The following is a 21,420-nucleotide window of genomic DNA, read 5'->3' on the forward strand; positions in this document are numbered from 1 at the left end:
CCATGTCTATGTTAGATGACGATTTAAACAAGCTTGAAGAAGAAAAGAATGGCGAAGGCTACCTCATTTTTACGCTTGGTGAAGAAGAGTACGGAATCGAGATTTTAAAAGTGCAGGAAATTCGTGGTTATGAGCAAGTGACTCGTATTGCGAATACTCCTGACTTTATTAAAGGTGTCACCAACCTGCGTGGCGTCATTATTCCGATCATCGATCTGCGCATTAAGTTTTCCCATGAAAACGTAGTTTACAACGACAACACCGTCGTCATCGTTGTGAACTTAAAAGACCGAGTTGTGGGAATTGTGGTTGATGGTGTTTCCGATGTACTGGTGTTGCATGAAGAGCAAATTGCACCACCGCCAGATTTCGCGGTGACATTATCCACTCAGTATCTGACCGGTCTAGGAACAGTAGGCGAACGTATGTTGATTCTGGTTGATATCGAAAAATTATTGACCAGTGAAGAGATGGCGTTAATCGACAATATCGCGGAATAACGAGTCATTAGATGCGTTAAATACGCTGATAATTTGCTCAAAAATGCTAAGTGAATGACTAAAGTTTTTGAGCAACTGTCCGATATCCAAACTACAACAACACTATGTTAGTAAAACACCATGTACAGTCGAATTAAAATCGTATCAGGACTTTTGTCCGTTATTTTTGTATTTATTTTATTGCAGCTGGTATCAAGTGGTTTGATGTTTACCAAACTCGGCGATAACAGCGACAGTATTAATTATTTGAATTCTCTCCAACGCCAAAGACTCGTTCTGACTCAAAGCTGGGTCAATCTATTGCAAGCTCGTTCTGACTTAAACCGCGCTATTAACGCGTATTTATTAGAAGAGTTAAGCATTAAAGATGATGCCTCTGCTGCGGATCTTATTGCTTCAGCAAAAGGTAAATTCAAAGCTGCCGATGAAGCGTATGACAGCTACAGAAAGTTGATGGCAAACGCAGATGTGGATAAGGGGTTATTTGATAACTTACTAAAATCCTATGAGGATTATCGTGTTGCATTAACCAAACTGTCGGAATATGCAGAGAAGGGGGATTTAAACGGCTTCTATGCGCATAGAACGTCAGGGCTACAAGCCAAATTTGAAGAGCAATTTGGCCTCTATTTTGCTGAAATTTCTTCAGATTTTGAAAATGAAGTCGTGAATGCAGAATCCAATTACCGCCAATCACTGTATTTGCTGGTTATCTTATCCGTACTGTTAGCAGTGATCAGCGTGATTAGCTATCGCTATGTGCGTAAAGGGATCACTGAGCCATTAAATACGCTGATCGAGCGCATTAAAGTGTTCGCTTCAGGGGATTTAACGCCAAAAATTGATACCTCAGCGAACAATGAAATTGGTGAGTTAGCGCGTGGTGCTCAGCACATGCAACAAGAGCTGATCAATACGGTTCGTGGTGTACTGGATGGTAGTGAAACTATCTATCAGGGAACCACTGAAATCGCAGCGGGTAACAATGACTTATCTTCACGTACCGAGCAGCAAGTGGCTTGCTTAGAAGAAACGTCTGCTAGCATGAGTGAGCTGACAGCAACCGTTAAGCAAAACACTGAATATGCTCATCAAGCTAGCGAGTTTGCAAGCCAAGCTTCTGTTATTGCAAAAGAAGGCGGCAAAGTGGTGTCTAACGTGGTTCATACCATGCGCAACATTGCTGATAGCTCGCAAAAAATCTCTGACATTACCGCTGTTATCGACAGTATTGCTTTCCAAACCAATATCCTCGCATTGAATGCTGCGGTTGAAGCGGCGCGTGCTGGTGAGCATGGCCGTGGATTTGCTGTGGTTGCCGATGAAGTTCGTAGCCTTGCTCAACGCAGCGCAGATGCAGCAAAAGAGATCAAAGGCTTGATTGAAGACTCTGTTTCTAGAACAGACGTAGGGGCTCGCCAAGCAGAAGATGCTGGTGAAACAATGACAAAAATTGTCGACTCAGTCACACGTGTTACTGACATCATGACGCACATCGCAACCGCGTCTGATGAGCAGAGCAAAGGTATTGCTCAAGTGAGTATTGCCGTGGAAGAGATGGACAAAGTGACTCAGCAAAACGCCTCACTCGTTGAGCAATCCGCTGTTGCTGCAAATGTACTGGAAGAGCAAGTCGCTAAGCTTTCCCAGTTGATCTCCATTTTCCGTTTACCTGCAATGGATCAAGCAAAAGTACGCAACGCACAACCTGCACCAAGAACAGTATCTAATATTGTTAAAACACCAGATTTATCCAAAATCGCATCGAAAAATCATAAAGATGACGATAACTGGGAAACCTTTTAAGGGTAAATCTGTTCGAGCGCTGTGAGAGTTTCTCTCGCAGCGCTTTTATATGTTTAAGCTCGATAATTAAAAAAGGGCCAAATTTTTGGCTGGCATAAGTAGGGGATTAAATATGTTAGGAAAGAATATCCGAATTTCAGTGAGCTTATACTTACTCCTGATTTTATTTTGTGGCATGCAGTTAACCTCAAGCGGCGTTTCTGTTGGCATCGTTAACAGCGAATTAAACGCGCTAGAAAGAATCGATATGGGTTCTAAAAAACGCGCATTACTGGAAGAGACCAGTAAAAACTTAATGCAGGCGCGTAATAGCCTGACCCAAATTGCCTTACTGATGAAAGTGGGTGACCACGTTCCATTAATCGAAGAAACCCGTGTTGTTTTCGATAACTACTTAATTTCAGCTAACAAATCGTATAACGAATTCAAAACTCAGCCAGTGCTAAGCGAAAAAGAAAATTTAGCGGCATTGGAAGAGAAATTTAATGCCTTTGTCGTCACATTAAACGCATTGAAAGGTAATCTTGATAACAACGATGTTGCGGCTTATATCAATCTGCCTGCACAACAAAACCAAGATGAATTAATCAGTGTTATTAATAATTATCTCTCTGTTTTAAATGATGAAAGTAATGATTCTATTGCGGATGCAAGATTTTATAACCAATTTGCATGGGCTTCATTCTTTACCGTCATTGTCATTATTTTCGGTGTGATTGCCGTTGTGCATCTGTGGTTAAAACGTAAAGTCATTTCACCATTAAACAGCATGAGTGAACACTTTATGCACGTTGCGGAAGGAAAACTAAATCAGAATATTGAAATTAATTTCCGTGATGAAATCGGTGATGTATTCGAAAAATTAAAAGTCATGCAGCAATCACTGGCAAAAACCGTTACCTCTATTCGCTCTAATACAGACCAAATGTATACGGGTATTCGTGAGATTGCTTTAGGGAATAATAATTTATCATCAAGAACAGAACAGCAGGCCGCCTCGTTAGAAGAGACGGCAGCAAGTATGGAAGAATTAACGGCGACAGTGAAACAAAACGCCGATAACGCGCGTCAAGCTAGCGAACTTGCTGTGAGTGCATCGCGCACAGCGACAAAAGGCGGTGAAATCACGGAAGGTGTGATTGACACGATGACTGCCATTTCTAATAGCTCTCAGAAAATTAGCGCCATCATCAGTGTCATTGATGGCATCGCTTTCCAGACCAACATCCTTGCATTAAATGCTGCAGTAGAAGCGGCGCGTGCGGGTGAACAAGGTCGTGGGTTCTCGGTAGTTGCAGGTGAAGTTCGCGCATTAGCGCAACGAAGCGCTGAAGCGGCGAAAGAGATCAAAGGCTTGATTGACGAGTCAGTAGGGCGTGTGAACCAGGGCTCTCAGTTGGTGAATGAAGCAGGTCAAACCATGAATGAACTGGTTGCCGCTGTTAACCAAGTGACTGAGTTAATGGGCAATATTGCGTCTGCATCGAATGAACAGAGCCGAGGTATTGAGCAAGTTGCGATTGCAGTAAGCCAAATGGATTCTGTTACACAACAAAACGCCGCATTAGTAGAGCAATCAACCAGTGCGACAGCAGCACTTGAAGACCAAGCCAATAATTTGGTCGAGACTGTGGAATTTTTCGAATTACCAGAACAGTCGACCCGAGTTAGACGGTAATGGGTATTCATGCGATAGCGTGAATAATGAACTCTCAATCTAGATAACGAGAGCTAGGGAGAGGCGGTTAGTTAGACAACGCATAAGTTAGACGATGATAGTTAGGCAGCCACTTTCGGCTGCCTCGCCGGTTTTTATTGAATAGGACGACAAGTACGATGCTATTAGTACCACAGATAGAACCTTTGACTGATGACGAGTTTGGTCGGGTTTGTCGATTTATTCATAAAAAGTCTGGAATAGTCCTTACGATGAATAAGAAAAATATGGTCTATAACCGCTTATTAAAGCGCTTACGTGACTGTAATATCGACAATTTTTCTGACTACTTGCGGATGTTAGAACGTGAACCGTTGAATGCGGAATGGCAAGCATTTATCAACGCACTGACCACAAACTTAACGGCATTCTTTCGAGAGCCTCACCACTTTGCGACATTGACAGATTTTTTAAAAAGCCGTCGAAATAGCAATATCAATATTTGGTGTTCGGCCTCTTCGACAGGGGAAGAACCTTATTCTATCGCCATGACAGTGAGCGATGTTCTGGGAGCCAACGCTGTTAATGCCAAGGTCGTTGCCAGTGATATTGACACGGAAGTATTAGAGAAAGCGAAACAAGGGATCTATCGAATCGAAGAACTCAAAACCCTGACAGCACTGCAACGGCAGCGCTACTTCATGAAAGGGGTAGGTGAGTACGAAGGGTTTGCTCGCGTAAAACCCGCACTTAGCAACATGATTGAGTTTCGTTACTTAAACCTGACGGAAGGCGATTGGCAATTACAACATCGCTTCGATGCGATTTTTTGCCGCAACGTCATGATTTATTTTGACAAGGAAATGCAGATAAAACTGCTAGAGCGCTTTGCGCCACTGCTCAAGCCGGATGGCTTATTGTTTATTGGTCACTCTGAAAATATTTCGCAACTGACAAAACAGTTCGTGATCAATGGGCAGACCGTCTACAGCTTAGCGTCGGCGAGGAGAGGACAATGAAAAAAATAAAAGTATTGTGCGTCGATGACTCTGCACTCATGCGCCAATTAATGCGTGAAATTATCAACAGTCACACTGATATGGAAGTGGTCGACACAGCGCCAGATCCATATGTTGCTCGGGATTTAATTAAGCAACTGGAGCCAGATGTTATCACCCTCGATGTTGAAATGCCGAGAATGGATGGCATTGATTTTTTAGAGAAATTGATGCGGCTGCATCCAATTCCGGTCGTCATGGTCTCCACATTAACCTCTAAAGGTTCTGAAGTGACATTAAAGGCTTTAGAACTGGGTGCCGTAGATTTTGTGACAAAACCACAGATTGGTATTCGCGAAACCATGATGAGTTATCGCGATATGATCGGTGAAAAAATTCGCGCAGCGGCGATGTCTAAAATGTCGCAGCGTAACCGTTTTGCTCGCACAGAGAAAAAAGTTGCTGAGCCGACAACTCTCGCTAAACCGCTGACGCCATACGTGTGCAACAACCGTGTGATAGCCGTGGGAGCCTCAACCGGTGGAACAGAAGCTATCCGACAATTTTTAGAGATGCTGCCAAGAGAATGCCCGCCAGTGGTGATCACTCAGCATATGCCAGCAGGCTTCACTCGCTCTTTTGCTGAACGCTTAAATAAACTGTGTGCACTTACAGTTAAAGAGGCGGAGCACAATGAGATTTTGCAAAAAGGCTGCGCTTATATTGCGCCGGGTGATTCACACATGTTGATTGCCGATAAAGGTAAAGGTTATCAAGTGGTGTTGGAACAGAGCGAGCCGGTTAACCGCCATCGTCCTTCCGTCGATGTGCTATTTGACTCAGTCGCTAAGCATGTCGGACGTAAATGTATTGGCATTTTGCTGACAGGAATGGGAATGGATGGCGCTAAGGGCTTACTCAACCTGCGTCAACAAGGGGCTTTCACTTACGCTCAAAACGAAAGTAGTTGCGTCGTATTTGGTATGCCGCGTGCTGCAATCGAAATGAATGCCGCAGATGAAGTGCTGGATCTACTGAAAATCGCCCCAAGCGTATTAACAAAACTTTCTACTGTCACCGTTTAGTGGTGACAGTTTATTTATCATTGTATTTTTGAAGGAGTGGTTATGGCCGCTAAAGATCTGAGCTTTCTGGTTGTCGATGACTTTTCTACTATGCGTCGCATCGTCCGTAACTTATTAAAAGAACTTGGTTTTAACAAAATTGAAGAAGCGGAAGATGGCGTTGATGCTCTCGAAAAAATCCGTGCTGGGAATATTGATTTTGTTGTTGCTGACTGGAATATGCCAAATATGGATGGTTTAGAGTTACTCAAAACCATTCGTGGTGATGATGCACTTAAACATATCCCTGTCTTAATGGTGACCGCAGAAGCGAAAAAAGAAAACATCATTGCGGCAGCACAAGCTGGTGCAAGCGGCTATGTTGTGAAACCGTTTACCGCAGCTATCCTCGAAGAAAAATTAAATAAAGTATTTGAAAAAATGGGGCTGCAATAATCGCGGGCGGTAAAGGAGACAGTGATGATTGAACAAGTAGCAATGAATGGCAGTCGTAATGGCACTGGCAACGAAGATCTAAAACACGTCATTACACGTATTGGAACTCTGATGCGAACCTTACGTGAAAGTATGCGTGAGTTGGGTTTAGAGAAAAGCGTTCAGCAGGCAGTAGCAAGTATTCCAGACGGTAAAGACCGCCTGCGTTATATTGCGCAAATGACAGCCCAAGCGGCAGAAAAAACACTCAACGGCATTGATGTTATCAAGCCGCTGCAAGTGGAAATGAACAAAAATGCGATTGCGTTGCAGCAACAGTGGGAAGAGGCGGCATCCGGTGAAGTCTCCGAAGCGTTACGCGGTTCCACTCAAGCATTTTTGGGACAAGTTATCCAAGATAGCGAAGTGACGAAAGCTGAACTATTAGAAATCATGATGGCGCAAGACTTCCAAGACTTAACGGGGCAAGTCGTCAAAAAAATGATGGAAGTGGTTGAAGAAGCAGAGAAACAGCTATTAGCGTTGCTGATGGAAAATACACCACCAGAAATGCGAGTGAAGACTCAAAGTGAAAGCCTGCTCAATGGCCCTCAGATTAATAAAGAAGGTGTGAATGTGATGGCATCACAGTCACAGGTGGATGATCTGTTAGATGAATTAGGTTTCTAATTCGCTCCTTCGAGATATTTTGAGCTATAGCGTTATTGGCTGAGTTTACCTGCTTGCTATGGCTCAAATTATTTAGGGTAGTTGTGCATCATTATTTTATTAGCAATTTTTCATTAAAACCCATCGACCAGTAGATCGCATTTTTAATTTTATCTCTTTGGTACCCAATGCTGTCCTTCAATATCAATAATCGGGTTAAGTCGAATCGGTAGGGCGGCTTGTAGATGACGTGTATCAAATAATGGAATGATAAGGCGTGTTGTTAGGTCATGAATAAGTTGCAATTGCTGACGAATGACTGGATAGCGTGCCGAGAAATGTTGGGGCCGTAAAAGAGGATATTAATAGGGCATTAACGCAGGCTTGAATAGCTTTTCAAACCTGCGCAAACAAAACAGAGATAAAGTTATTTCTTTTTATTCAACATAGCTTTTAAATCTGCAAACGGGTTATAAGTGGCTTCACCCACATCTTTTTGTGCATCTTCACCCGCAACCACATTTGTTCCGTACTGGTCGGCTTCTGTATACTTAGAGTGCTCATGGTCATGGCAGAAGAGACACAATAATTCCCAGTTACTGCCATCTTCAGGGTTATTGGTATGATCATGATCGATATGATGAACAGTTAATTCTCTTAGATTCGAATAAACGAATTCCCGTGTGCAGCGTCCACATATCCATGGATAAATCTTGAGTGCTTTTTCACGGTAGCCACTTTCTAAGCGAGCATAGTTTTTAGGGATCAAAGCCATAACGAATATCACCTGCTATAAATAGAGTGTTTTATATTGATGCTGTCAATATACCCCATTTTACAGCACGGGTATTATATGAAGTGATTTTTTAGGTCATCCTTTTTGACTTTTTCTCTTGTTACCTTTCATTTGCCTCTTTGCGAAGCGCTTCGCAAAGTTGTTGCCATATTGCTCAATAGCCAAAAAACCCCTGCGAACTACGTCTATTTTCCACCATTGATTTTTTTACACTCTGTCATGCTATAGCGACTATGCGTATAGGCTAATTTTTTGGAAGTCACGTGTCCGACGAAAGTGATGTAGAAAAAACAGAAGAACCCACGCCCCATAAAAAGCAGAAAGCGAAAGATGATGGGCAAATTGTTCGCTCCAAAGAATTAAGCTCCCTCATGATGATGTTGGCTGGAGTCAGTTTGCTGTGGTTAAGTGGCGGGCATTTGGCAAACCAGCTACGACAAATCATGCGCCAAGGATTTATCTTTGACGGGCATTACCTGCAAAACACAGGGTTAATGCTCAGTTATTTGGGGAGGGTGGTTAGTGAGGCGTTATTTGCTCTACTTCCAATTATCGGGGGGTTAGCGCTGGTGGGGATCTCTGCTTCGTCACTGGTGGGTGGGCTGTTATTTAATAGCAAATTGATTAAGTTTGATTTGAAAAAATTAAACCCAATCAAAGGATTAAAACGAATTTTCTCCATGAATGCCTTATCTGAATTATTTAAGGCGATATTAAAATCACTGTTTGTGGGGTTAGGAGCATCCATTTTCCTCTGGCAAAGTTGGCCTTCACTACTCCATTTGGTGATGGAGCCACCGACAACGGCATTAGCGAATGCACTAGAGAAGGTAATTTTTGCAGGTTATTTAATTGTCTTTCTCTTAATCCCGATGGTGGCATTTGATGTGTTTTATCAATTTCGCTCCCACTTGAAAAAGTTGCGGATGAGCCGCCAAGAAATTAAAGACGAATTTAAGCAGCAAGAGGGTGATCCGCACATTAAAGCCAAAATTCGTCAGCAACAACGAGCGATTGCGCGTAACCGAATGATGGCAGATGTCCCCAGTGCGGATGTGATTGTTACTAACCCGACTCACTACGCTGTCGCCCTAAAATATGACGATAAAAAAATGGGGGCGCCGAAAGTTTTGGCAAAAGGTGCAGGAGTTATTGCTCAACGTATTAAAGAAATTGGTGCAGAGCACCGTATTTTACAACTTGAAGCTCCACCGCTCGCGCGTGCGTTATACCGTCATGCGGAGATTGGACAAAGTATCCCTGTTGCGCTGTATGCAGCGGTAGCAGAAGTTTTAGCATGGGTTTACCAATTACGCCGTTGGCGTCGTGAAGGTGGCCTGAAACCAAAGAAACCGAAGAATTTACCAGTGCCACCGACGCTGGATTTTGCTGGAGATAACAATCGCGATGGCTAATTTGGCTGCACTTTTAAAATTGCCGAAAAACTTACAAGGAACTCAGTGGCAAATCCTCGCTGGACCCGTGCTGATATTACTGATTCTGTCGATGATGGTCTTACCATTACCGGCATTTTTGCTTGATTTGTTGTTCACCTTTAACATTGCTCTGTCCATTATGGTTCTGTTAGTGGCGATGTTTACCAAACGGACATTGGATTTTGCCGCATTCCCCACCATTTTGCTGTTCGCAACCTTATTGCGCCTATCTTTGAATATCGCTTCAACACGTATTATTTTGTTGGATGGTCATACTGGGCCTGATGCCGCTGGGCGTGTTGTCGAAGCTTTTGGTCACTTCCTGGTTGGCGGTAACTTTGCCATTGGTATCGTTGTTTTCATTATCTTGGTTCTGATTAACTTTATGGTCATCACCAAGGGTGCGGGGCGTATCGCCGAAGTGGGCGCTCGTTTTGTGCTTGATGGTATGCCCGGTAAGCAAATGGCCATCGATGCCGACTTAAACGCCGGTATCATTAATGATGATGAAGCGAAAAAACGCCGAGCAGAAGTCACTCAAGAAGCCGATTTTTACGGTTCAATGGACGGTGCGAGTAAATTCGTCCGTGGTGATGCTGTCGCCGGAATTATGATCATGGTGATAAACGTCATCGGTGGTCTGATTGTTGGTGTGGGTCAGCACCATATGACCCTCGGTGATGCAACGAGCGTTTATACCTTATTAACCATTGGTGACGGTCTAGTTGCCCAAATTCCAGCATTGATCATTTCAACGGCAGCGGGGGTTATCGTCACTCGCGTTGCAACCGATGAAGATGTCGGTGAGCAGATGGTTACTCAACTGTTCAATAATCCGCGCGTGATGTGGCTCAGTGCTGGGGTGTTAGGGTTGATTGGTCTTATTCCAGGGATGCCTAACTTTGTTTTCCTACTGTTTACTGCGGCATTGGCTGCATTAGGCTGGTATCTGTTAAAACGCTCACGTAACCCAGAAAAAGTGATGGATGATAGCCAAGCGCAACATTTCCAAGAAGCCAATAAAGTGGTCGAAGCAACATGGGATGATGTACAGTTAGAAGATTTACTGGCAATGGAAGTCGGTTATCGCTTAATTCCGTTGGTTGATAACGATCAACAAGGGGAGCTATTGGGTCGACTTCGTGGGTTACGTAAGAAATTTGCTCAGGAAGTTGGATACTTACCTCCGGTGGTACATATTTGCGACAACTTAGAGTTATCCCCATGTGAATATCGCATTCTTATCAAAGGGGCTGAGGTGGGGCGCGGAGAAGCTCAACCTGGCCGTAACTTAGCGATTGATCCGGGTAATGCGGCGGGAACTTTACAAGGAGATATGACTAAAGAACCTGCGTTTGGTCTGCCTGCAATATGGATCGATGACGATTTACGTGAACAAGCACAAATCCAAGGTTATACCGTCGTTTCTGCAAGTACCGCGGTAGCAACACACTTTAACCAAATTTTACTTCAATACTCGAGTACTTTGTTCGGCCGCCAAGAAGCCCAAATGTTGTATGACCGAGTGAAAAAAGAGATGCCAAAACTGGCGGATGATTTGATCCCTGACACCATTTCACTGACCATCTTGCACCGCGTTTTACAAAACTTACTCATGGAAGATGTGGTGATCCGCGACATGCGCACCATTATTGAAACGCTGGCTGAAATGGCAGGTGAAAATGGTGAACAAAAAGACACTGATTACCTTACCTCTCAGGTACGTATTGCTTTAGGACGAGCCATTACCCAGCAATGGTTTGGTAGCGCTGAAGAGATCCAAGTGATTGGGTTGGATGCGAAGTTAGAGCAAATCCTGCTACAAGCCGCAAAGAATGGCGGTGGCTTAGAGCCAAACTTAGCCCAGTTTATTCAAACTCAAGCTGAAGAAGCAGTGGGGCATCAAGAAGCGATGGGGGCGCCAACCGTATTGTTAGTGAATCATGCCCTGAGGTTGATTTTATCCCGCTTCCTGCGTCGTAGTTTGCCGCAATTAGTGGTGATGTCCAATTTAGAAATGACAGATCACCGTAAGATTAGAATGACATCGATGATCAGTGGGTCATAAACAGTCGATTGATTTCAAGTTAACGAAACGCAAATAAGTATCACAATAGGCAGTGTAGTGAGATGAGTGTCATAACTCCTCACTCACTGCCTATTTTTTCGTGCATTAGTTTTATACAAAAGCACAGTTAAGGTCTTTGCAGACTTTAAACCGAACGCTGCGAACAGCATCAAGTCTCACTAACATGAGCCCAAAAATGCTAGATATTAATCATTAATGTGCATCGATACCTTATACATAATCATGGTGTAAAGAACATGGCAGACACATTGAAGGAATTATTGGAATTTGCTAAAGGACTAGAAAAAATCGGGGTTACAGATGGAGATGTTGTGAAACGTATTGAGGTGAGAATAAAAGCAAAAAAGGTGAAATCTAATCGACCAAAAGGCTAAATTTAATAAACCAAAAGACTCTGATCATTTAACCAGATAAAAATGGGGGGCGAGGAAAACAGGTTTAGTCAGAAATCTAAATTGAAATTTTCTTCCCTAACGCAGGGCGTTTAGATTCTAAGCCATCGGCACCGTAAGTTGACTGATTATTATGCTTTTTCACAAAATTTAGACGTTGTGCATTCAGCTCAATATGCAGTTGAAGCATTTGGTGATTACGATAATTTAAATCTTTTAGTTGGGTCGTTAGGTCTTTAATCGTATTCCAAGTATGGTTGAGCACTGGGTTACCTTCATAAGGTGCAACGATTTTTGCTTGCTCTTCCAGTTGTAAACGGTGGTTCTCACCATGACTGATAGCGGCAACTAAAAAACGTTTTTGCTCCGTCGTTTCCTGAAATGGAGAAGGTGGCACACGATGGTAACCCAATAATAACTCTTCATTCTTCATCACAATTTCCAGTGATTGCAAATGACCAAGCTGCTGTTCTAATAGTAGTAATAATTCGTCGTTCATAGTCGTTCAGTTTATTTCATAGAAAGCATGCATTCATGGGCATCACGTAAAATACCATCAGCGATTTTACCTGCATCCATGGTTAACGTACCGTCTTTGATGGCTTGTTTGATTTTTTCAACTTTAGCGACATCAATATCAGAAGCTTGAGGTTGAAGTAATTTCTTTTGTAACTCACTCGGTGCAAAAGAGCTTTCTTTAACGGCTTCATTTGCGGAGACTTTTTTCTCACGAACCAGCGCTGCGGTTTCTTGCGGATCGCGAGTGGTTACCTGAGTCAAGGCAGAGATTGCAGATGTTTGCTCAATAGCCATAGTATTTTTCCTGTTCCCGATATTTTTGATATAGAAGGTTATCGGCAGATATTAATGAACCTTTAATATTCGGTTAGCTTTCAAATTACCAATGAGATAGGTAATTTCACTTAAATCGCGATATAAATCCTGATAATTAACTGCATGTTTAACTACTTCAGACGAATTGCAAAAATTATACCTGTAATTCACTTCAAAAACAGAAAATTATCACGCTATAACTTGATGATTTAATTTTAAATTAAGTTAGTTAAGCGCTACTTGAACACTGCCATTTTCTTGAGCTTCACCATTAACCACTTGCCCATTGATAAGTCGAACTCGAATATTTTCACCCATGGCGGCATTATTAATTGCCCTACCTTCATATTTAACAGAAAAGTTATTGCCAGTGGCAAATACATACACGGTTTGACCCGCCTTAATAGCCCAAGGGCGCCTAACCATTGAGCTAGTAAACGTCTGCCCTGCGGTAATATTGCGAAGGGCTAACGTGCCACGCAGCGCCATCTTGTCGGTAGATGCCCCAGATGGCAATTGGTGAATAAGCCCTTTTTTGGTGCCAATATCCACAAATTCAATGGTTTCTCCCCGTTGAATATTACGGGTGGCAACATAATATTGCCCGGTGACATTCACCGTCAGCTGTAAATACTGTTTTTTCTTATCGCATTGCACAGGAAGTGAGATATTTCCCATATTACGACCCCCACTTGGTAAGCCAATTTGCGGCTTATCACAATTTGGCCATTTATCAATAGGGGTTTTTATTTCAATTGAAACGCTATTTTGCTTTCCATGAATTTTACGGAAATACTGGTCAATATCTTGTGGGAGAGATGCTTGTACAGAAAAAGAAAATAGATTTAATATACTGATAATTAAAATGTATTTAATTGAAAAAACAGTTTTCATCATCCCATTTCCTTTTTCATCCCATACCTTTTCACCCTTGAAGTTTACCTACATCGTCAATAATGAATGAGGCAAATAGGTCAATTATTTTGCCTTTATCTCGCCATTAGATTTTTTATCTGCCAGCTAATATGAGCATCGAATTTCTATATTCAAACTTTGCGTTTATAAAAACTGCAATTAAAAAATTCTTAATTTTCGTCTAAATCGATTAGGAATTAACTGAAATCCATTGAGGAAACCATGATTGATAAATTAGATGCCACCTTTGCTTTTCAGCAACGGGCTTTGTCCATAAGAGAAGCAAGACAGACTGTTTTGGCTTCTAACATCGCCAATGCGGATACCCCTGGTTATCAAGCGCGTGATATTGATTTTAATCGTCAATTACAACAAGCGATGGATAAAGGCGTGGTGAAAGGAAAGGGTATTTCACTGGCAGTGACAGTCAAAGGGCATATTGAAGGACATGATATGAAGCCTGCTGCATTGGATCTGAAATATCGTGTGCCTTATCAAACTTCAATGGATGGAAATACGGTTGATATGGATGTTGAACGCAGCCAATTTGCTGATAACACATTGAAATATCAAGCTGATCTTACATTCATCAATAGCCAAGTCAAAAGTATGTTGGCCGTTCTACAACAAGGGTAAGGGTTATGGGTCTACTCAGTATTTTTGATATCTCCTCTTCTGCATTAACCGCACAATCTCAGCGTTTAAACGTTAGCGCGAGTAACATGGCGAACGCAGAAAGTGTGGTGGGTCCTGATGGTGAACCGTACCGCGCGAAGCAAGTGGTTTTTCAAATGGCGCCACAAGGTCGCAATCAAGTCGGTGGCGTTCGTGTGAGTGAATTAATCGAAGATCCTGCTCCTCCGCGTATGGAATACAAGCCCGGTCATCCTCTTGCAGATGAAAAAGGCTACGTGAAGATGCCTAACGTCGATACCGTAGGTGAAATGATTAACACCATCTCCGCATCGCGCAGCTATCAAGCCAACTTAGAAGTCATGAATACCGCAAAAACATTGCTACAGAAAACCTTAACGCTAGGTCAGTAACGGAGGCGCGCAATGGGAATTTCTGCATCAATGAATGATTCTTTGGATAACACAGTTGCTGGGCCAGCAGCTGCAGCCAGTAACATTCCAAAGAAAAGTCAAAGTGATGATATGCGTGACACATTTTTAACCATGATTGTCACGCAGATGAAAAACCAAGACCCGACCAAACCAATGGATAACGCGGATTTAACGGGGCAACTAGCTCAAATCGCTACACTTGAGAGCATGAATAAGCTCAGTGATAGTGTGACAGGGATTTCGCAACAGATAGGGTCTGGGCAGTCATTACAGGCGACGCAACTCGTGGGCAAAGGGGTGCTTATCCCGCGCAATGAAATTGTGCTGGCACCACTGAAAAAAGAGAGTAGTGGCGAAAATAGCAATGTAGCTAAGCCAGCGAACCCATTACCTGACGATGTGATTAGCGCGAATAGCCCATCTAATTTTGGGCTCAGTAATTTTGGCGCAACAGAGGGTAATGAAGGCGGAGAAGGTACTGAAGAGCCGCAAACTGATTACATTTCATCGCCATTTGGCTTCTTCCTACCGAAGATGGCAGATAGCGTTGAAATTACCATTCGAGACAAAAACCGCACAGTAATCCGCACTATCACCTATGACTCAGAAGTGAAACCCGATATTTACGATATGGCATGGGATGGTCGCGATAACAACGGCAATGTGGTTGCCGATCCGAAAGGGAAATATTTCTTTGATGTGAAAGCCGTCAGGATGGGGTCTGAAATTGAGGTCACCAAACTCGGTTATACCCGTGTCAATGGTGTCACACCTGGCTCAGATGCACCATTACTGGATGTTGGAATAGGGCAAAGTGTGCCACTAAGCAGCATCTTTAAAGTGTATCCCGCATCTTAATTTTATTCCCCAAACTTTTATTCCCCAAATATTCATGGAGAAAATATGTCTTTTTCACAAGCAGTCAGTGGCTTAAATGCAGCATCAGCGGGGTTAGACTCGATTGGTAACAATATTGCCAACTCCGCAACTAACGGTTTTAAAGGGGCGACAACCTCGTTTGCTGATATGTTTGCCGGCTCTGGTGTTGGGCTAGGTGTTAACGTCGCAGCCGTTACTCAAAACTTCAAAGATGGTCCAATTACCCGTACTGACAGAGCAACCGACGTTGCGATTTCTGGTAACGGGTTTTTCCGTGTTCAAGACCAAAACGGTGATGTTTATTACAGCCGTGACGGTCAATTCCTGCGTGATAAAAGCGGTAACTTAGTCAACAACCAAGGCATGGTAGTGACAGGATATCCGGCAAGTGTGGATGAGAAAGGTAACATCACTGTGCAAAGCGGCGGTGTTCCGGCTGGGATGAATATCCCAACGGATATGATGGATGCGAAGCAATCTGATTTAGCTAAGTTAACGATTAACTTGAACTCAGAAGATAAAGTTAAAGATAAGCCTTTTGATCCAAACAAGCCTGATGATATCGCGACATATAACTTCAGCACTACCATGACAGCTTATGACAGCCAAGGTAACACCCATGAAATTTCTGTTTATTTTGTGAAGGATGCAGATAACAAATGGAGTGCATACGCTAAAGATTCTAGTGAAACCAAAGCTGAAAAGCTGGGGGAACTAGAATTTGACGGTAACGGTAAGCTAATGACTGAAAAAGTAGTCAAAGGTCCAAATCCTGGTGACCCAGATACTACGGTTCAATTACCAACAACGTTTGCTTTCCCATTCAAAGGCTTAAATGGTGCGAATGATGGTACTCTACAAGTTGATTTGGGCAAAACTCGTCAACAAAAAGTGAGTGAATCTTCAGTCAGTGCTATCGATGTGAACGGCTACCCAGCTGGTGAATACACCACCTTCAAAATCGAAGATAACGGTCTGATTGTTGCTAACTACTCCAACCAACAAAAACGCGTCGTGGGTCAAATTGCGTTATCTGCATTTGCTAACCCGAACGGTTTAGTTTCCCAAGGTGGTAACGTCTGGGCAGCGTCGAACGCTTCCGGTAACCCAATGGATGGCGTTCCGGGTGTAGGTCAATTCGGTAAGTTGACCAGTGGTGCGCTGGAATCGTCCAACGTGGATATGAGCCAAGAACTGATCAGCATGATCGTAATGCAGCGTAACTATCAGTCCAATGCCCAAACCATTAAGACCCAAGACCAGATGTTACAAACACTGGTTAACTTACGTTAATCCTAGAGGCTGGCGATGGATCATGTCATTTATACCGCAATGGGCGGGGCGCGTCATGCGCTTGAAAACCAAAGTATTGTTTCGAATAACATTGCGAACGTTTCAACAGCGGGCTTTAAAGCTCAACTGTCAGCGATGCGCGCAGTGCCTATTCACGGTGATACCGAGCAGACGCGTACGCTAGTTGTCGCATCAACACCGGGTGCGGATATGAGCCAAGGTCAACTGAACTATACCGGTAGACCGATGGATGTTGCGTTGAATGATAAACACTTTTTGGCAGTCGCTTTAGGCGATGGCACGGAAGCGTATACCCGCAACGGTAACATTCAAATTTCGCCAGACGGTGAATTAATGATTGGTGAGCGTGTGTTGCAAGGGGATGGCGGGGCTATCAACGTGCCACCTAACGCGGAATTAACCATTGGTAACGATGGCACCATTACGGCTTTGCTGGCAACCGATCCACCAACCATGTTGGGACAGATTGGTCGCCTCAAAGTGGTTGAAGCGCAGCCGCAAGACTTAGTCCGTGGCGAAGATGGATTATTCCATTTATCTCCTCAGGCACAAGCAGCAAATGGCGAAGGATTACCCATGAGCGAGCGTGCTATCGTGACTTCCGGCGTGATTGAAGGAAGTAACGTCAATGCCGCTGAAGCCATGGTCTCCATGATAGCCAATGCTCGCCATTTTGAAATGCAAATGAAAGTGATCCACAGCGCAGACGAAAATGCGCAGCGTGCCAATCAACTACTGACTATCAGTTAATCACTAACAGCTAGCCGCTAGTCGGCAAATGTTAGTAAGGAATGACTATGATCCGCTCTTTATGGATTGCAAAAACAGGGCTTGATGCTCAACAAACTAACCTTGACGTGATTTCCAACAACTTGGCAAACGTCAGCACTAATGGCTTTAAACGCCAACGTGCGGTATTTGAAGACTTACTGTACCAAAACATCCGTCAACCGGGTGCGATGAGTTCAGAACAAACTTCATTACCATCAGGTTTACAAATGGGTACAGGTGCGCGCCCAGTGGCGACCGTACGTATTCATAGCCAAGGTAACTTAAACAAAACTGGCACGACCACGGATATCGCTATCAAAGGTCAAGGCTTTTTACACGTTCAAATGCCAGATGGTACTGATGCTTATACCCGTGATGGTGCTTTGCAGCGTAACCAAGATGGTCAGTTAGTGACATCGAGCGGTTATCAAGTGGTTCCGGCGATCATGATCCCAGAAAATGCCAACAGCTTGAGTATTGCCCGTGATGGTACGGTTTCTGTCACCGTGTATGGGGATAACCAACCACAGCAAATCGGTCAAATCACGTTAACCACCTTTATTAACGATGCTGGCTTAGAAAGCATGGGTGAAAACCTGTATATGGAAACCGCAAGTTCAGGTGCACCGAATGAGAGTGCTCCGGGTACTAATGGTGCAGGGTTGCTGTATCAAGGTATGTTAGAAACCTCAAACGTTAACGTTGCCGAAGAGTTGGTGAACATGATCCAAACTCAACGCGCATACGAAATTAACAGCAAGGCAGTTTCTGCATCAGACCAAATGCTGCAACGTCTGACACAGCTGTAAGTAAGGATGGCAGTTCATGAATAACATTGTGAACTGCCTTTCGTGATGACAAAGGTATCCAGTAGCAAAAGAGTCGCATGATGATTGAAAACGGTATTGTTCCTAAGCGGAAAAAAACAGTGTTACAGACCACAAAATCCGTCTGTTTGGTTGCGGCAGTGGCGGTCACATTAAATGGCTGTGCACATATTAAGCCACGCCCGCTGGTGGACACACAAACCAGTGCAGTACCGACTGCACCCACAGCACCCGCTCCTAACGGTGCTATTTTTCAAAGTGCTCAACCTGCTTACTACGGCTACCAGCCGCTATTTGAAGACAGAAGACCACGTAACGTTGGCGACATCTTAACGATCAACCTACAAGAGAACGTGAGTGCGAGTAAAAACTCGTCGGCAAATGCAAACCGTAGCGGAAAAACCGGATTTTTGGCAGCGATTCTGCCTGGATTTATGCAAGGTTGGTTAGGCGGTAGCAACACAGAAATTGATGTGAAGGGAAACAGCGATTTTAACGGTAAAGGTGGCGCAAATGCCAACAATACCTTTAAAGGCACAATTACAGTAACCGTTGACCAGTTATTAGCAAATGGCAATTTGCATGTCGTGGGTGAAAAACGCATTGCGATTAATCAGGGAACGGAATCTATTCGTTTCTCAGGGGTAGTTAACCCACGCACGATTGGCGCAGATAACAATGTAAGTTCCACGCAAGTGGCTGATGCTCGGATTGAATACGTTGGTGATGGCTATATTAACGAATCCCAAACAATGGGGTGGTTACAGCGTTTCTTCTTAAATGTATCCCCTTACTAAGTGAATATCCGTCAGCTAATAGCCGAGAAAAATCAATGAAAAACAAATTATTCGTTCTCATTTCATTTGTTTGCCTTTTCGGGAGCCTATTTGTTGCTCCTGCCTACAGCGAACGAATTAAAGATCTCACCACAGTACAAGGGGTGAGAGATAACCCATTAATTGGTTATGGTTTAGTGGTTGGATTGGATGGAACGGGTGACCAAACCATGCAAACGCCCTTTACCACTCAAAGCTTAAATAACATGTTGTCCCAAATGGGCATTACCGTTCCACCAGGCACCAATATGCAGCTGAAAAACGTTGCCGCAGTTATGGTCACGGCGAAGATGCCGCCATTTGGTCGCTCTGGTCAATCGGTGGATGTGGTTGTTTCCTCGATGGGTAACGCAAAAAGCTTACGTGGTGGTACCTTGTTGATGACCCCATTAAAAGGGGTTGATGGGCAAATTTACGCGATGGCGCAAGGTAACGTTTTAGTGGGCGGCGCAGGGGCTAGCGCGGGTGGCAGCAGTGTAAAAGTCAATCAGCTTAATGGTGGGCGTATTACGGATGGCGCAACGATTGAGCGTGAACTGGCCAGTAGCTTTGGGCAAAGTGGTGCTATCAACCTGCAACTTAACGAAGATAGCTTCGCATTAGCGCAAGACATTTCAGATGCAATTAACCGTCTGGGGGGAATGGGGTCTGCACGCGCATTAGATTCACGAACTGTTCAATTACTCGTTCCTGCAAATAATACAGACCAAGTCCGCTTTTTATCACGAGTTCAAGAGCTGAATGTGCGCACACCGATGGCAGAAGCCAAAGTTATCCTGAATTCACGCACCGGCTCTGTGGTGATCAACCGCAGTGTTACCTTAGACAGTTGCGCGGTCGCGCATGGTAGCTTAGCTGTGACGGTTGACCGTCAAACCCAAGTTAACCAACCGAATACGCCATTTGCTGGTGGACAAACGGTGGTCACTCGTAACACAAATATTGGCGTGAAAGAGCAAGGTGGGGCGCTACAGAAAGTGAATGCAAGCGTTCAGCTTAACCAAGTTATCCAAGCGCTCAATACGTTAGGGGCAACGCCAACAGACTTGATGTCTATTCTGCAAGCGATGGAAAGTGCTGGCTGCTTACGTGCGAAATTGGAGATCATCTAATGAGCGATATGCAGTTATTACAAGGGGCTGCGTATGATGTCCAGTCGCTCACCAGTTTAAAAGGCGAATTAAACAAATCGCCAGAACAAGGGCTGCGTCAAGTGACGCAGCAACTGGAAGCGACATTTGTGGAAATGATGCTCAAGAGTATGCGTTCAGCATTACCGCAGGATGGCATGTTTTCCAGTGACCAAACGCGCATGATGACCAGTATGTACGACCAGCAAATTGCCCAAGATCTTGCCCAAAAAGGGCTTGGTTTTGGGGAAATGATGTATCAGCAACTGACCCGTGACCAATCGCCAAGTTCACCTGCACAAGGCGCTTTTATGCCACTCAATGAGCAGGATCTACAATCGTTACCGCCGTTTGCTTTAGAGCAAATGGTACGACGATTCGCTCCTGCCATGGGGGATGCACTGGCATCGCCATTTAAGCAAATCAAATCCTTATCACTCAATAGCAGCAATTTTATCAATCAACTGATTGAGCCTGCTAAAAATGCCAGTGAAAAAAGCGGTATTTCTCATTTCTTAATTCTGGCGCAAGCGGCATTAGAAAGCGGTTGGGGAAAACGCGAAATTTTGACGGCGGAAGGCAAAACCAGCCATAACTTATTCGGTATTAAAGCGGGTAAAAATTGGCAAGGACCGGTCACGAATATTATGACCACGGAAGTGATCAACGGCAAAACTATCAAAATGCGCGATGATTTTCGTGTTTATGGTTCCTATGAAGAGGCGATTTCCGACTATATCAGCCTGTTAACGGAAAATCCTCGCTATAAAGACGTTAAACATGCCGCAACCCCTGAAATTGCCGCACGTCGACTTCATAAAGCGGGATATGCGACTGACCCCGGATATTCAGACAAACTGATCACGTTAATTAACCAGATTCGTGGTTCGGGCAGTGTGGCGAATACCTCGGCGTCACGGGCTATTCAAGCTTATAACATCGACTTAAACGATATCTTTTAAAGTGTCGCAATAAATCAAAGTTTGCGCTAAACATTTGCGCCAA

24 protein-coding genes are annotated in these 21,420 nt (G+C 43.9%); 19 read left to right on the forward strand and 5 right to left on the reverse strand.

The window, feature by feature from the left end; translation table 11 throughout:
* The first annotated feature begins 2 nt into the window (after positions 1–2).
* The 7 genes from cheW to HFU86_RS06965 all read left to right on the forward strand — a co-directional run bounded on the left by cheW (position 3) and on the right by HFU86_RS06965 (position 7,150).
* Positions 3–500: a chemotaxis protein CheW gene (gene cheW / locus HFU86_RS06935; RefSeq protein ID WP_006662059.1), complete on the forward strand. Its 498-nt coding sequence runs from the start codon at positions 3–5 to the stop codon at positions 498–500.
* 120 nt (positions 501–620) lie between these two features.
* Positions 621–2,306: a methyl-accepting chemotaxis protein gene (locus HFU86_RS06940; protein WP_036951493.1), complete on the forward strand. Its 1,686-nt coding sequence runs from the start codon at positions 621–623 to the stop codon at positions 2,304–2,306.
* A 112-nt stretch (positions 2,307–2,418) separates the two neighbouring features.
* Positions 2,419–3,984, forward strand: coding sequence for a methyl-accepting chemotaxis protein (locus HFU86_RS06945; RefSeq protein WP_132494643.1), 1,566 nt, complete (start codon positions 2,419–2,421; stop codon positions 3,982–3,984).
* Positions 3,985–4,142: 158 nt separating this feature from the next.
* Positions 4,143–4,982, forward strand: a complete 840-nt coding sequence (locus tag HFU86_RS06950; protein ID WP_132494645.1) for a CheR family methyltransferase — start codon at positions 4,143–4,145, stop codon at positions 4,980–4,982.
* Complete coding sequence (locus tag HFU86_RS06955) at positions 4,979–6,046, forward strand: protein-glutamate methylesterase/protein-glutamine glutaminase (RefSeq protein WP_036951484.1); 1,068 nt, start codon at positions 4,979–4,981, stop codon at positions 6,044–6,046. Before HFU86_RS06950 ends, HFU86_RS06955 begins: the two co-directional genes overlap by 4 nt.
* Before the next feature lie 42 nt (positions 6,047–6,088).
* Entirely contained in the window at positions 6,089–6,481 is a 393-nt protein-coding gene (gene cheY / locus HFU86_RS06960; protein ID WP_036951481.1) for a chemotaxis response regulator CheY, read from the forward strand.
* A gap of 24 nt (positions 6,482–6,505) precedes the next feature.
* Positions 6,506–7,150, forward strand: a complete 645-nt coding sequence (locus HFU86_RS06965) for a protein phosphatase CheZ (protein WP_132494647.1) — start codon at positions 6,506–6,508, stop codon at positions 7,148–7,150.
* Positions 7,151–7,299: 149 nt separating this feature from the next.
* Here the strand turns inward: HFU86_RS06965 and HFU86_RS20290 are convergent, their stop codons facing one another.
* Both HFU86_RS20290 and yajD read right to left on the reverse strand, forming a co-directional pair.
* The gene (locus HFU86_RS20290) at positions 7,300–7,446 is read right to left on the reverse strand and encodes a CcdB family protein (RefSeq protein WP_132495132.1); all 147 of its coding nucleotides are present in this window, start codon (positions 7,444–7,446) and stop codon (positions 7,300–7,302) included.
* A gap of 110 nt (positions 7,447–7,556) precedes the next feature.
* Positions 7,557–7,904 (reverse strand): HNH nuclease YajD, encoded by a 348-nt coding sequence (gene yajD, locus HFU86_RS06975; protein WP_006657500.1) that lies wholly within the window; start codon positions 7,902–7,904, stop codon positions 7,557–7,559.
* A 284-nt stretch (positions 7,905–8,188) separates the two neighbouring features.
* Here yajD and flhB point away from each other — a divergent pair, with 284 nt between their 5' ends.
* The 3 genes from flhB to HFU86_RS06990 all read left to right on the forward strand — a co-directional run bounded on the left by flhB (position 8,189) and on the right by HFU86_RS06990 (position 11,824).
* The gene (flhB, locus tag HFU86_RS06980) at positions 8,189–9,340 is read left to right on the forward strand and encodes a flagellar biosynthesis protein FlhB (RefSeq protein ID WP_036951475.1); all 1,152 of its coding nucleotides are present in this window, start codon (positions 8,189–8,191) and stop codon (positions 9,338–9,340) included.
* Positions 9,333–11,429, forward strand: a complete 2,097-nt coding sequence (flhA, locus tag HFU86_RS06985) for a flagellar biosynthesis protein FlhA (RefSeq protein WP_187128971.1) — start codon at positions 9,333–9,335, stop codon at positions 11,427–11,429. The genes flhB and flhA overlap by 8 nt, the downstream gene beginning before the upstream one ends.
* A 257-nt stretch (positions 11,430–11,686) precedes the next feature.
* A complete protein-coding gene (locus HFU86_RS06990; protein ID WP_187128972.1) occupies positions 11,687–11,824 on the forward strand; it encodes a hypothetical protein in 138 nt (45 codons plus the stop codon).
* Positions 11,825–11,900: 76 nt separating this feature from the next.
* On the opposite strand, the gene HFU86_RS06995 is transcribed toward HFU86_RS06990, so the two are convergent.
* The 3 genes from HFU86_RS06995 to flgA all read right to left on the reverse strand — a co-directional run bounded on the left by HFU86_RS06995 (position 11,901) and on the right by flgA (position 13,573).
* On the reverse strand, positions 11,901–12,341 hold the full coding sequence (locus tag HFU86_RS06995) for a flagella synthesis protein FlgN (RefSeq protein WP_036951468.1): 441 nt from the start codon (positions 12,339–12,341) through the stop codon (positions 11,901–11,903).
* 11 nt (positions 12,342–12,352) lie between these two features.
* Positions 12,353–12,655, reverse strand: a complete 303-nt coding sequence (gene flgM, locus HFU86_RS07000) for a flagellar biosynthesis anti-sigma factor FlgM (RefSeq protein ID WP_036951464.1) — start codon at positions 12,653–12,655, stop codon at positions 12,353–12,355.
* Positions 12,656–12,901: 246 nt separating this feature from the next.
* Complete coding sequence (gene flgA, locus HFU86_RS07005; RefSeq protein ID WP_132494651.1) at positions 12,902–13,573, reverse strand: flagellar basal body P-ring formation chaperone FlgA; 672 nt, start codon at positions 13,571–13,573, stop codon at positions 12,902–12,904.
* Positions 13,574–13,813: 240 nt separating this feature from the next.
* On the opposite strand from flgA, the gene flgB reads away from it, so the two are divergent.
* From flgB to flgJ, 9 genes are all read left to right on the forward strand, one after another.
* Positions 13,814–14,227: a flagellar basal body rod protein FlgB gene (flgB, locus tag HFU86_RS07010; RefSeq protein WP_187128973.1), complete on the forward strand. Its 414-nt coding sequence runs from the start codon at positions 13,814–13,816 to the stop codon at positions 14,225–14,227.
* Between the two features lie 5 nt (positions 14,228–14,232).
* Positions 14,233–14,637, forward strand: a complete 405-nt coding sequence (gene flgC / locus HFU86_RS07015) for a flagellar basal body rod protein FlgC (RefSeq protein ID WP_036951457.1) — start codon at positions 14,233–14,235, stop codon at positions 14,635–14,637.
* 12 nt (positions 14,638–14,649) lie between these two features.
* Positions 14,650–15,516 carry a flagellar hook assembly protein FlgD gene (locus HFU86_RS07020; RefSeq protein WP_036951454.1) on the forward strand — a complete coding sequence of 289 codons (867 nt, stop codon included), beginning with the start codon at positions 14,650–14,652 and terminating at the stop codon, positions 15,514–15,516.
* A gap of 45 nt (positions 15,517–15,561) precedes the next feature.
* Positions 15,562–16,830 (forward strand): flagellar hook protein FlgE, encoded by a 1,269-nt coding sequence (flgE, locus tag HFU86_RS07025; protein ID WP_036951452.1) that lies wholly within the window; start codon positions 15,562–15,564, stop codon positions 16,828–16,830.
* A 15-nt stretch (positions 16,831–16,845) separates the two neighbouring features.
* Positions 16,846–17,601, forward strand: a complete 756-nt coding sequence (locus HFU86_RS07030; RefSeq protein WP_036951450.1) for a flagellar basal body rod protein FlgF — start codon at positions 16,846–16,848, stop codon at positions 17,599–17,601.
* A gap of 47 nt (positions 17,602–17,648) precedes the next feature.
* Positions 17,649–18,431 (forward strand): flagellar basal-body rod protein FlgG, encoded by a 783-nt coding sequence (gene flgG, locus HFU86_RS07035; RefSeq protein ID WP_006657513.1) that lies wholly within the window; start codon positions 17,649–17,651, stop codon positions 18,429–18,431.
* Between the two features lie 80 nt (positions 18,432–18,511).
* Positions 18,512–19,246 (forward strand): flagellar basal body L-ring protein FlgH, encoded by a 735-nt coding sequence (locus HFU86_RS07040; RefSeq protein ID WP_154604439.1) that lies wholly within the window; start codon positions 18,512–18,514, stop codon positions 19,244–19,246.
* Positions 19,247–19,281: 35 nt separating this feature from the next.
* Positions 19,282–20,397, forward strand: coding sequence for a flagellar basal body P-ring protein FlgI (locus HFU86_RS07045; RefSeq protein WP_036951445.1), 1,116 nt, complete (start codon positions 19,282–19,284; stop codon positions 20,395–20,397).
* Positions 20,397–21,377 carry a flagellar assembly peptidoglycan hydrolase FlgJ gene (gene flgJ / locus HFU86_RS07050; RefSeq protein ID WP_036951441.1) on the forward strand — a complete coding sequence of 327 codons (981 nt, stop codon included), beginning with the start codon at positions 20,397–20,399 and terminating at the stop codon, positions 21,375–21,377. Before HFU86_RS07045 ends, flgJ begins: the two co-directional genes overlap by 1 nt.
* The last annotated feature ends 43 nt before the right edge of the window (positions 21,378–21,420 follow it).

It is taken from the genome of Providencia sp. JUb39, from assembly GCF_012272845.1.
GTDB lineage: Bacteria > Pseudomonadota > Gammaproteobacteria > Enterobacterales > Enterobacteriaceae > Providencia > Providencia lanzhouensis.